Source organism: Streptomyces griseoviridis (assembly GCF_005222485.1).
In the GTDB taxonomy this organism is placed as follows: domain Bacteria; phylum Actinomycetota; class Actinomycetes; order Streptomycetales; family Streptomycetaceae; genus Streptomyces; species Streptomyces hintoniae.
On sequence record NZ_CP029078.1, the window covers coordinates 8,386,500 to 8,397,915 of the forward strand.

At 75.4% G+C, this 11,416-nt stretch carries 8 protein-coding genes and 1 pseudogene; 7 read left to right on the top strand and 2 right to left on the bottom strand.

What is annotated here, in order from left to right:
* The first annotated feature begins 138 nt into the window (after positions 1 to 138).
* Positions 139 to 2,394, top strand: a complete 2,256-nt coding sequence (locus DDJ31_RS36225) for an MMPL family transporter (RefSeq protein ID WP_127176194.1) — start codon at positions 139 to 141, stop codon at positions 2,392 to 2,394.
* Here the strand turns inward: DDJ31_RS36225 and DDJ31_RS36230 are convergent.
* Positions 2,366 to 3,484, bottom strand: coding sequence for a PP2C family protein-serine/threonine phosphatase (locus DDJ31_RS36230; protein WP_431029121.1), 1,119 nt, complete (start codon positions 3,482 to 3,484; stop codon positions 2,366 to 2,368). The genes DDJ31_RS36225 and DDJ31_RS36230 overlap by 29 nt on opposite strands.
* A gap of 147 nt (positions 3,485 to 3,631) precedes the next feature.
* Here DDJ31_RS36230 and DDJ31_RS36235 point away from each other — a divergent pair, with 147 nt between their 5' ends.
* Positions 3,632 to 4,018 carry a hypothetical protein gene (locus tag DDJ31_RS36235; RefSeq protein WP_127176192.1) on the top strand — a complete coding sequence of 129 codons (387 nt, stop codon included), beginning with the start codon at positions 3,632 to 3,634 and terminating at the stop codon, positions 4,016 to 4,018.
* A gap of 162 nt (positions 4,019 to 4,180) precedes the next feature.
* On the opposite strand, the gene DDJ31_RS36240 is transcribed toward DDJ31_RS36235, so the two are convergent.
* The gene (locus DDJ31_RS36240; RefSeq protein ID WP_127176191.1) at positions 4,181 to 5,068 is read right to left on the bottom strand and encodes a Gfo/Idh/MocA family protein; all 888 of its coding nucleotides are present in this window, start codon (positions 5,066 to 5,068) and stop codon (positions 4,181 to 4,183) included.
* Positions 5,069 to 5,358: 290 nt separating this feature from the next.
* On the opposite strand from DDJ31_RS36240, the gene bdeA reads away from it, so the two are divergent.
* The 5 genes and pseudogenes from bdeA (at position 5,359) to DDJ31_RS36265 (ending at position 11,401) form a co-directional block, all read left to right on the top strand.
* The gene (gene bdeA / locus DDJ31_RS36245; protein WP_127176190.1) at positions 5,359 to 6,288 is read left to right on the top strand and encodes a bis(hydroxyethyl) terephthalate hydrolase; all 930 of its coding nucleotides are present in this window, start codon (positions 5,359 to 5,361) and stop codon (positions 6,286 to 6,288) included.
* Between the two features lie 230 nt (positions 6,289 to 6,518).
* Positions 6,519 to 8,027 (top strand): annotated as a pseudogene (locus tag DDJ31_RS36250) (helix-turn-helix transcriptional regulator); the annotation flags it as partial.
* A gap of 146 nt (positions 8,028 to 8,173) precedes the next feature.
* Complete coding sequence (locus tag DDJ31_RS36255) at positions 8,174 to 9,613, top strand: PucR family transcriptional regulator (RefSeq protein WP_127176188.1); 1,440 nt, start codon at positions 8,174 to 8,176, stop codon at positions 9,611 to 9,613.
* Positions 9,614 to 9,773: 160 nt separating this feature from the next.
* On the top strand, positions 9,774 to 10,562 hold the full coding sequence (locus DDJ31_RS36260) for an ABC transporter ATP-binding protein (RefSeq protein WP_127176187.1): 789 nt from the start codon (positions 9,774 to 9,776) through the stop codon (positions 10,560 to 10,562).
* Entirely contained in the window at positions 10,559 to 11,401 is an 843-nt protein-coding gene (locus tag DDJ31_RS36265; protein ID WP_127176186.1) for an ABC transporter ATP-binding protein, read from the top strand. Before DDJ31_RS36260 ends, DDJ31_RS36265 begins: the two co-directional genes overlap by 4 nt.
* Positions 11,402 to 11,416 lie beyond the last annotated feature (15 nt).

An 11,416-nucleotide genomic window follows, 5' to 3' on the forward strand; every position in this document is an offset into this window, starting at 1 on the left:
AGGCCCGTTAACACCATTCATCGCGGACGCCCGCCGTGCATCCGGAAGGACCGCCGGCGCCCGGTCCGAGATGCCCGGCGGCCGGGCCCGACGTCTAATGGGTCCTCCAGCGGATCGGCCGCACGGAGGACCAGGTCCATGGCATCCACAGACACCGGTCCCGCGGGCGACCGGGCACCCTCCCGAGGGCTGCTGCGGCGGCTCGGCGAAGGGTGCGCCCGGCACTACGCCGTCGTCATCGTCGGCTGGCTGATCGCCCTGGTGGTGCTCCAGTTCCTCAACCGCTCCCTCGGCGGCACCTACTCCGACGACTTCGCGCTGCCCGGCGCGCAGTCGCAGCAGGGCCTGGCCGTACTGAAGGAGCACGATCCGGCGGCCGGCGGCTACGGCAGCCAGATCGTCCTGCACGACACGGACCAGCCGCTCGCCGCCCTCGCCACCCAGATGTCGAGCACCGTCGCCGACCTGGCGAAACTCCCGCACGTGCAGTCCGTGCAGAACCCGCTCACCGAGCCCGCCTCCCCGGTCGGACCGCTCTCCACCGACGGCCGCACGGCCTACATCGCGGTCCGGTTCGACGTCCAGCCCGCCACCCTCGGCGCCGGCTACCTCACGGGCGTCGACCAGGCCGTGCGGCCCCTGCGCTCGGCCGGCGCCCAGGTCGAGTACGGCGGACCGCTCGGCGAACTGGCCCGACCCGCCACGAACGACCGGCTGAGCGAGCTGATCGGGTTCGCCGTCGCGATCGTCGTCCTGCTGATCGGCTTCGGCAGCGTCATCGCCGCCGGCATCCCCCTGCTGACCGCCCTGATCGGCGTGTTCGGCGGCCTCGCCTGCCTCGGGCTGCTCGCCACCGCGTTCACCTTCGCGACCGTCTCACCCACCCTCGCCACGATGATCGGCCTCGGCGTCGGCATCGACTACGCCCTCTTCCTCCTCACCCGGCACCGGCAGAGCCTCATGGACGGCGTCCACCCGGTGCGCGCCGCCGGGCACGCCAACGCCACCAGCGGACGCGCCGTCCTGGTCTCCGGCTGCACGGTGATCATCGCCCTGGCCGGCCTGTACGCGTCCGGCGTGAGCTTCATCGGCAAGCTCGGCCTCGCCGCCGCCGTCACCGTCGTCTCGGCCGTCGTCGGCGCCCTCACCCTGGTCCCCGCGCTCCTCGGACTCCTCGGCACCCGCGTCGACCGCTACCGGGTCCGCCGCCTTGTCGCCGAGACCGACGCCGCCCCGGGCGCCGTCCCGCACGGCACCTGGCACCGGTACGCGCAGCGCGTCGAGCACCGGCCCTGGCGGTTCCTCGCGGCGGGCGTCGCGATCGTCGTCGTCCTCGCGATCCCGGTGTTCTCGATCCAGCTCGGACACATCGGCGACGGCGCCGACCCCATCTCCTTCACCGACCGGCGGGCCTACGACCTGATGACCGACGCCTTCGGGCCAGGCTCCAACGGCCCCCTCACCGTCGTCGTCGACCAGAGCCACGTACCGGCCGACCAGCGCGCCGCGCTCTCCGCGCAGGCCCAGAAGACCCTGGACGGGGTGCCGGGCGCCGCCACCGTCACCCCGCTGACGCCCACCGCGGACGGCGACGTCCTCACCGGCACCGTCTACCCCCAGCAGTCACCGCAGGCCGCCGCCACCACCGCCCTCGCCAACCGGCTGGTCCACGACACCCTGCCCGCCGCCGTCGCGGGCACCGGCGCCCAGGGGTACGTCACCGGCACCACCGCCGCCCAGGTCGACTTCCGCGACCTCGTGGCCGGCCGGCTGCCCCTGATCATCGGGGTCGTCGTCGCGCTGGCCTTCCTGATCATCCTCGCCGTCTTCCGCGGCCTCCTCGTCGCCGTCAAGGCCGCCGTCCTCAACGTGCTGTCGATCGCCGCCTCCTACGGCGTCGTCGTCGCCGTCTTCCAGTGGGGCTGGGGCGGGCCCGCGCTCGGCGTGTCAGGGCGGGTGCCCATCGAGAGCTACGTCCCGATGATGATGTTCGCCATCATCTTCGGACTCAGCATGGACTACGAGATCTTCCTGCTCTCCCGGGTCCACGAGGCCTGGCTGCGCACCGGCGACGCCAGGGCCTCCGTCGCCCACGCGCTGGAGATCACCGCCCGGGTCATCACCTGCGCGGCCCTGATCATGGTGAGCGTCTTCGCGGCGTTCGTCCTGAGCGACAACATCGTCGTCAAGATGCTCGGCCTCGGGCTCGCCGTCAGCGTCCTCATCGACGCCACGGTGGTGAGGCTGCTCATGGTGCCCGCCGTGATGACCCTGCTGGGCCGCCGCGCCTGGTGGACCCCGGCGGTTCTCGACAGGCTGCTGCCGCACATCGACACCGAGGGCGACCGCGGACCGGCCGCGGGCGTCAGCGGCCGTCAGGCACCACCGGGGTGAGCACCAGCATCGTCACGTCGTCGAGGATCTCCCGGCAGTACCGGAACAGGTCCGTCCACACCTGGTCCGCCAGCTTCCCCGGATCACCGCCCGCCCCCGCCGCGAGCCCCGTCAGCCGCTCCACCAGCGGATAGAAGACCCCCGCGTCGTCGCGGCCCTCGGAGACCCCGTCCGACGCAAGGAACAGCGTGTCGCCCGGATCGAGCCGCACGCTCACCCCCGTCGGCGAGAGTCCGTCCGACAGCCCGAGACCGAGCGGCGTCCCCGCGGGCAGCCCCAGCTCCACCGCACGGCCGCCCTGCACGAGCACCGGCGCCGGATGCCCGCACGACAGCACCCGCACCGTCCGCCCGTCCGGCGCGAACTCCAGCAGCACCGCCGTCGCGAACAGCTCGGGGAACCGGGCCGACGCCGAGTCCACCACCAGCCGCCGGTCGAGACGCGCCGCCACCGACTCCAGGTCGGGCAGATCGAGCACCGCCTCCCGGAACGCGCCCAGCAGCGAAGCGACCGTCGCGACCGCCGAGAGCCCGTGCCCCTGCACGTCCCCCATCACCGCCCGCACCCCGAACGGCCCCTCCCGCACGTCGAAGAAGTCGCCGCCGACCAGGGTGCCGCGCTCCGCCGCCCGGTACAGACCCGCGCACCGCACCTGCCCCACCCGGTCGGGCACCGGCGGCACCAGCGCCCGCTGCGCCGCCTCCGCGACCGTCCGCTCCAGGTCGAGCTGCGCGTCACGGCGGCGGCTGACGTAGGAGACGAAGACGCTCAGCAGCGCGACGAAGCAGATGGTCAGGACGTCCGTGTTGCCTGGTTCGTTCAGCCGGAACGCCGGGGCCTGGAGGATGGCGATCACGGCGGCCCCCAGCGCGGCCGTCGCCAGCGGCCCGTACGACAGGACCGCGAGCGGCGGGATCGCCCCCAGCAGGAAGCCGATGTCGAGGGGGGAGGGGCTCACCAGGGTCGCGACGCACACCCCGACGGCCAGGAGCACCGGCAGCACCCGCACCCAGCGCGGCGGCGGGGCGCCGTGCAGCCAGCTCCGCCGGTCGTGCGCCCTTCGGGAGAACGCGAGACGCGTCCGACGCACCTGATTCACACCACCACGCTCCTCCACCCCACGCCCGCCCGCACGCCGGGAGCCGGGCGGAGCCGGGTCAAGCCGGGCGGGGCCGGTTGTCAGTGCCGGGTGGCAGGCTGACCTTGGCGTGATCGACCACGGGACGGCGGAGGCGGGATGGGATTCCAGGGCGAGGTCTGGACGGTGCGGGGCGTGGCCGACGGGACGGCGCATTCAGCAGGAGGGGCGGGGAGAGGGGCGGATGCGGGGGAGGTGATCGGGGAGATCCTGATCGACGACGCCGACTTCCCCTGGCTGTCCGGCACCTTCACGCCAGGCCCCGGCTTCGACGCCGTCCGCGACCTCTTCGCCCGTGAACTCGCCCTGGCGCAGAGCGCGGAGGAGCGCTGGGAGGAGTGGGAGAAGGTCTACGCCGAGATCGAACGCCAGGTCTCCCTCTCCTCCCCGGACGGCCCGGTCCCCGAGTTCCTGCTGCACATCGACGGGGGCAAGGCATGGTTCCGGTGGAGCGACGAACCGTTCGGCGACGACGAGGAGGAGTGACGGCCGAGGAGCCGTGACAGGAAGCGGAGGCGCGCACCGGCGCCGGCACCGCTGTTCGCCGGAACCGGCCCCGGCGCGTGACGGCACCGGCCCCGGCGCGCGCCGGAACCGGCCCCGGTGCCCGCAGGCTCGGCGGTCGGCGAGTCGGCGGCCCGGCTCCGCTCAGCCGGTGTTCTTGTCCAGCAGCAGTTCCGCCTCCGCCAGGATCTCCGTCACCCGCAGGCCGAACGCCGCGTCGCACGGGTGCGGGGTGCCGGTGCGGGCGGCGCCGAGCAGGGCGTCGGCCGCCCGCACCAAGGACGGGACCGCGCCCTCCGTGCTCTCCGGCAGGTCCGCCACGCCCGACGCGCCGCGCAGCTGCACCTCGGCGCCCGACGCGGCCGGCGGCGCCGTGAGGCTCAGCGTCAGGGTGCTGGACGCGCCGCCCTCGTGGTCCAGGACCAGCTGCGCGGTGTCCCCCGGTCCAGGCACCGCCGCCGCGACCCGCCGTACGTCGCCCAGCACCGGCAGCAGCACCGACAGGGCGTGCGGGCCGACGTCCCACAGGGCGCCCTTCTCCTTGCGCCACGGGGTCGCGAACGGGTGGCCCGCGTCGGAGAAGACCGCGCCGAGCCACTGCGCCCGCGCCGTGAACCAGCCGCCGGTCGCCGCCTGTTCGGTGATCCAGGCCGCGCTGCCCGGCACGAACCGGGTGGTGAAGAAGACCACCGAGGCGACCTCGGCCGCCCGCACCGCCGCCACCACCTCCCGCGCCTGCTCGGCGGTGGTCGCGACCGGTTTGTCCAGCAGCAGATGGCAGCCGGCGGACGCGGCCCGCACCGCGAGGCCGGCCTGCACGGACGGCGGCAGCGCGACGGCGACCGCGTCCACGTCGGCCAGCAGGGCGTCCACGTCCTGGTAGGCGCGGGTGCCGTGGCGGCCGGCGAGTTCCTCGGCGGCCTCGGGGCGCCGCCCCCACACACCGACGAAGTCCAGGTCGGGGTGGTCCTGGAGGGCGGGGGCGTGCGCCGCCGTCGCCCAGGGGCCGGTACCGAGCAGTCCGATGCGCATCCGCGCCGCCTCTCCACGCTGTCGTCCCAGGTGACGGCCGCCGCTCGGGCCGCCGTCCGGGACCGAGCCTCGCACAGGTGCCCGACCGGCGGGCACACCCGGTCGCCGAAAAGATCGGGCACTCCCGGCCGCCGAAAAGATCGGGCACTCCCGGTCGCCGAAAAGATCCGGACAGAACCGGGGCCTGACCGCGAGACCGGTGACTTCGCCGGTGCGCAGAGCCCCCGCGCCGCCCGACAGTGGGCCCGTCGAACGCACCGCCCCCGCCCCCACCGAGAGGACGACTCGGCATGCAGCACCACACCCTCACCCCGCACGGCACCGCCTCCCCACGGCCCTCGCGCCGTCGCGCCTCCCGCTTCACCGGTGCCGCGGCGGCCGTCGCCGCGGTCGTCGCGCTCACCACCCTGACCGGACCCGGCGCGCATGCGGCCGACAACCCCTACGAGCGGGGACCCGCCCCCACCACCGCGAGCATCGAGGCCGCCAGGGGCTCCTACGCCGTCTCCCAGACGACGGTCTCCTCGCTCCTGGTCAGCGACTTCGGCGGCGGCACGATCTACTACCCCACCAGCACCAGTGACGGCACCTTCGGCGCCGTCGCCGTCTCGCCCGGCTACACCGGGACCCAGTCGTCCATCTCCTGGCTCGGGCCCCGGCTCGCCTCGCAGGGCTTCGTCGTCTTCACCATCGACACCCTCACCACCCTCGACCAGCCCGACTCCCGGGGCCGCCAACTCCTCGCGGCCCTCGACTACCTGACCCAGCGCAGCAGCGTCCGCACCCGCGTCGACAGCGACCGGCTCGGGGTGATCGGGCACTCGATGGGCGGCGGCGGCACGCTGGAGGCCGCCAAGACCCGGCCCTCGCTGCGGGCGGCGATCCCGCTGACGCCCTGGAACCTCGACAAGACCTGGCCCGAGGTCCGCACACCCACCCTCGTCGTGGGGGCCGACGGCGACACCATCGCGCCCGTCGCCACCCACGCCGAGCCGTTCTACACCAGCCTGCCGTCCTCGCTCGACCGGGCCTATCTGGAGCTGAACGGAGCCACCCACTTCACGCCCAACTCGTCGAACACGACGATCGCGAAGTACAGCGTCTCCTGGCTCAAGCGGTTCATCGACAAGGACACCCGCTACGAGCAGTTCCTGTGCCCGCTGCCCCAGCCGAGCCTGACCATCGAGGAGTACCGGGGCAACTGCCCCCACACCTCCTGACGTCCGCACACTGTGCCGGTGCACCGGCCCCGCGCCACGGGGTTGGGCACCGGCACACGCCGTCCGCGCCACCGGAAGCCGAAACGCGCAGATGGCGGCCCCGAAGGACGCTCCCCGCCGGGCGGACGACGGGCTTCCGCCTCGCGTTACGCGTAAGTAACGTCCAGGGAATGAGCGGACGCGGAACGCGGGGAACGGCCATGGCGGGAGCGGAGCCGAGCGGGTCACCGCGCGGCCGCACCGCACTCGCCCGAGCGGTGCGGGAGGCACGGGACGGACCCGTGGGCGACGCCTGCGCGTCCTTCCTGCTCGCCGCCTCACTCCTGGCCCCCGAGGACCCGCACGCCGCGCGGGCCGCCGTCCTCGCCGCCGCCGACGCGGCCTGGACGGCGGGCGACGCGGCCACCTGCCTGACCCTGCTGCGCGACCACCCACCCCGCTCCGGTCGGGGCACGGCCGCACCCGACCCGGTCGACGGTCGGGGCACGGCCGCACCCGACCCGGTCGACGGTCGGGGCACGGCCGCACCCGACCCGGTCGACGACTACCGCCTCGGTATACGGGCCGTCCTCGAGGCCCGCTTCGACCGGGCCGCCGCACCCCTGCGCCGCGTCGCGCACGCCACCGGAGGCGACGACACCCCCGAACCGCTGCTGCGCTCGGCCGCCGCCGGCCTGCTCCTCGGGGACCTCGCCGCCGCCCGGCAGGCCGGGGCGCGGGCCCTGGCCGCCGCCCGCAACCGCGGCGCCTTCGCCCTCGAACCCCGCGCCCTCGAGTACCTCGCCTACGCCGAACTGCGGGCGGGCCGGCACGCGCAGGCCAGGAGCCACGCCGAGGACGGCCTCCGCGCCGCCCGCGCGACGGGCCAGCGCAACTACGCCGCCCAGCACCACGCCGTCCTCGCGCTGGCCGCCTCCATCGAGGGCGAACCCCAGCTCGTCGACGCCCATGTCAGCGCCGCGCTGACGACCGCGCGCAGGCACGGACTCGCCCAGACCGCGACCCTCGCCCACTGGGCGGCGGCCCGCGCCGCCCTCGGGCGCGGACTGCCCGAGGACGCCGCCGACCGGCTCGCACCCCTGATCCGGCCGGGCCCGGGGCGCGGACACTTCGCGGTGTGGATGCTCGCCGTCCCGTGCTTCGTGGAGGCCGCCGTCCTGGCCGGCAGGCCCGCCGATGCGCGTCCGGCCGTCGCCGAGTTCGCCCGCTGGGAGGCCTGCGGCGCCGACCCGCACGCCTCCGCCCAACTCGCCCGCTGCCAAGCCCTGTTGGCGCCCTCCGAACAGGCCCACGCTCTCTACGTCCGGGCACTGGCCCGGCACGACGAGACCGGCGGCGACTTCGAACGGGCCCGCACCGCACTCCTCTTCGGGCGCTGGCTGCGCCGCAGACGCCGGCTGCGCGAGGCCCGCGACCGGCTGAGCGCCGCCCTCGTCGGCTTCGACCACTGCGGCGCCCGGGTCTGGGCCGAGCAGACCCGCGCCGAGCTGCGCGCCCACGGCGCCGTCTCCCGCGCCGCGGCACCGGCCGCGCTGACCCGGCTCACCCCGCAGCAACTGCGCATCGCCCACCGGGTCGCCGACGGCGCCACCAACCGGGAGATCGCCCAGAGCCTCGCCGTCAGCACCCGGACCGTCGACTACCACCTCCGCAACGTCTACTCCGTTCTCGGCGTGCGCTCCCGCGTCGAGCTGGCGCGTCTGGTCGAGCAGGGCGAAAAGACCGCTGCACACCCCTAGGGACCGACCGGACGGTATGTCATCCTCGGTCCACGGACGAGTCAGGTGGCGGCAGCCGCCGCACGGGCGACACGGCCGGCCGGACACCGTGGGACGCCCGCCGCGGACAGGTGCCGCCGGCGGGCCGAGGTTGGGGGAGTACCGCGATGCATCCTGCCGCACGGCCGCGCTCGGTGGTCCGACCCGGCCCGGTGCCGCTGCCACGGCCGCGCGCCCGGCGCGGGCGCTCCCTCATCGACGCCGACGCGCTGCGGGTCCTGCACCGCGCGGCCCGGGTCCTCCTCGACGACCTGCCCGATCTCACCGACCGGCTCACCGCCGTCCTCGAGGAACAGGAACCCGCCTACCGGGCCGCCCTGTTGACCGACCCGGACGGCATCTGGCAGGAGGCGCACCGCTCGCTGCGGCACAGCGTGACCTCGCTGCTCGACCCGGGCCCGGCCCGGGACGCCGCCCGCCGCTGCTCCTGGAAGATCGGCGCGACTCGCGCCGAACAGGGCCTGCCCCTCGACGCGTTGCTGCACGCCTTCAGGCTCGGCGGCTCCCTGGTGTGGCAGGGGCTCGTCGAGGAGACGTCCCGCAGCGCGCCCGAGGACGTCCGGCTGCTCGTCCATGTCGCCGCCGACGTCTGGAACTTCGTCGACGAGCACTGTGCGCTGGTCGCCGACGCCTACCGGCAGGTGGAACGGCAGCTGACCTGGCGCCGCGAGAACCGGGTCAGGGTACTGGCCGGCGCCCTGCTCGACGGCGCCAGCCGGATCGCCGACCTGCCCGAGACGGCGGCGGCGCTCGGCATGCCGGTCGACGGCCGCTATGTCGTGGTCGCCGTCGCGGGCGGCCGTCCGGCGGGCTGCGCGGCCGCCCGCGAGGCCCTCGTACCGCCCGGCGCCCGCGCCCACTGGCACACCGGCGTGGACGTCGACCACGGCATCGTGCTCATCGAGGACGACGCCATCGGCACCGCCATCGGCACAGCGGAGGCGGCGACGGTCGGCACGGGCACCGGCGACGGCACCGGGGGAGCCGGTGGCGCGAGCCGCGCCGGAAGTGCCCCCGCGGTCCGGGGCGTTCGAGGTGTCCGGGACGCAGGGCCGGTCGCACGCGGCAGTGCCGGGCGCCCGGGACCGCGGGAGCGGACCCCGGGGCCCGCCGGGGCCGCAGGGGTGCGGATCGGGGTCGGCAGCGCCGTCAACGGGCTCGCCGCCGTCGGGGACGCGCGGCGGTTCGCCGACCTCGCGCTCAGCGTCTGCCCCGCCGCGGGCGGCACCGTCCGCCTGGAGGACGAGGTGCCCGCCGCCCTCGTGGTCTCCAGCCCCGACCTCGGCAGGACCCTCGCCGCCCGCGTCCTCGGCCCGCTGCTGCGCCTCGACCCCGCCGACCGTGACGTCCTGCTCGACACCCTCGCCACCTGGCTCGACTGCGACGGCTCCGCCCAGCGCGCGGGCGAACGGCTCTACTGCCACCGCAACACCGTCCTGAACCGGCTGCGCCGCTGCGAACAGCTCACAGGACGCACCCTCACCCGGCCCGGCGACCTCGTCGAGATCAGCCTCGCCCTCACCGCGAGGCGCCTCCTCCCGGCCTGACCGGCCGCCCGCCCTGGGCGGCCGCACAACCACCGCCGCCCGGCGCTGGGACCGTGCAGCGACCCGGCGTCCACGCCTGTACCGGCCCCGCGCCCCCGTGCTGTCGTGAGCTCCCCTTCCCCAGACCCGTGCCGCACGGCCACGGACCCGAGGAGCCGCGATGCCCGCACCACCCCAGGACCAGGAACCCGCCCTGCGCGTCACCGACGTCGACGTGCTGTACGGGAGCGCGGTGTCCGCGCTGCGCGCCGTCTCGCTCACCGTCCCGCCCGGCGGGGTCGTGGCCCTGCTCGGCGCGAACGGCGCCGGGAAGTCCACGCTCCTGCGGGCCGTCTCGGGCACCCTGCGGCTGCACAGGGGCGCCGTCACCGCGGGCCTGGTCCGCTACGGCGACACCGTCCTCGACGGCCGCGACCCGGTCGCCGCCGTGCGCGCCGGGGTGGTCCAAGTACCCGAGGGCAGAAGGGTGTTCGCCGGGCTCACGGTCGACGAGAACCTGCGCACCGGCGGCCTCGGCCTCGGCCGCCGCGCCCCCGCCCAGGTGGCACAGGCCAGGGAACGGGTCCTCACCCTCTTCCCGAGGCTCGCCGAACGCACCCGGCAGGCCGCCGGACTGCTCTCCGGCGGGGAGCAGCAGATGCTCGCCATCGGCCGCGCCCTGATGGCGTCCCCGCGGCTGCTCCTCCTGGACGAACCGTCCCTCGGTCTCGCCCCGCGCATGGTGGACCGCATCGCCGAGGTGATCCGCGAGATCAACGCCCAGGGGACGGCCGTCCTGCTGGTCGAGCAGAACGCCGGCATGGCGCTCTCGCTCGCCGACCACGCCTACGTCCTCGACGTGGGGGAGATCCGACTCTCGGGCCCGGCCGGCGAACTCGCCCGCACGGACGCCGTACGCCGTCTCTACCTGGGCGAACAGCCCGCCGCCGACGATCTGGGCGCCGCGTGAGCGCCCGGACGGCGCGCCCCGGGCGGCGCGCCCGCCCGCCAGGCGCGCGGGCCGCCGTCCCGCCGGTGCTCGCCGTGCGGGACGTCACCGTCCGCTTCGCCGGGCTCACCGCGCTCGACGCCGTCTCCTTCACCGTGGCGCCCGGCTCGGTGCACGCCCTCATCGGGCCGAACGGCGCGGGCAAGTCGACCTGCTTCAACGTCCTCTCGGGCCTGTGCCGGCCGGACGCGGGGACGGTACGGCTCGGGGACGCCGACCTCACCCGGATCGCCCCGCACCACATCGCCCGGCTCGGCGTGGCCCGCACCTTCCAGAACATCGTCACCACCGAGGGCAGCGTCGCCGACAACCTGATGCTCGGCCGGCACGCCCTGACCCGCGCCGGGTTCGCGGCCAGCGCGCTGCGACTGCCCGGCGCGGTGCGCGAACAGCGCGTCCACCGCGACCGGGTCCGGGAGATCGCCGAACTCGTCGGCCTCGAAGCCCACTTCGACACCCCGGTGACGGAACTCTCCTACGGCGACCGCAAACGCGTCGAGTTCGCCCGCGCCCTCTGCCTCGAACCCGACGTACTGCTCCTCGACGAACCCGTCGCGGGCATGAACGCGGCCGAACGCGCCCGCACCGCACGGGTGATCGGGGAGGTACGGGCCCGCCTGGGCCTCTCCGTCGTCCTGGTGGAGCACGACATGGGCCTCGTCATGCGGCTCGCCGACGAGGTGACCGTCCTCGACTTCGGCCGCCCCCTCACCCACGGCACCCCCGACGAGGTCCGCCGCCACCCCGAGGTGCTGCGCGCCTACCTCGGCGCCCCGACCGCCCCCGAGGAGACCCCGTGACGACCACCCGCCCCG

Excerpts from the sequence above, each read along its gene's own strand:
- DDJ31_RS36225 (WP_127176194.1), top strand. The coding sequence starts at position 139 with ATGGCATCCACAGACACCGGTCCCGCGGGCGACCGGGCACCCTCCCGA.
- DDJ31_RS36235 (WP_127176192.1), top strand. The coding sequence starts at position 3,632 with ATGGGATTCCAGGGCGAGGTCTGGACGGTGCGGGGCGTGGCCGACGGG.
- DDJ31_RS36240 (WP_127176191.1), bottom strand. The coding sequence starts at position 5,068 with ATGCGCATCGGACTGCTCGGTACCGGCCCCTGGGCGACGGCGGCGCAC.
- bdeA (WP_127176190.1), top strand. The coding sequence starts at position 5,359 with ATGCAGCACCACACCCTCACCCCGCACGGCACCGCCTCCCCACGGCCC.
- DDJ31_RS36255 (WP_127176188.1), top strand. The coding sequence starts at position 8,174 with ATGCATCCTGCCGCACGGCCGCGCTCGGTGGTCCGACCCGGCCCGGTG.
- DDJ31_RS36260 (WP_127176187.1), top strand. The coding sequence starts at position 9,774 with ATGCCCGCACCACCCCAGGACCAGGAACCCGCCCTGCGCGTCACCGAC.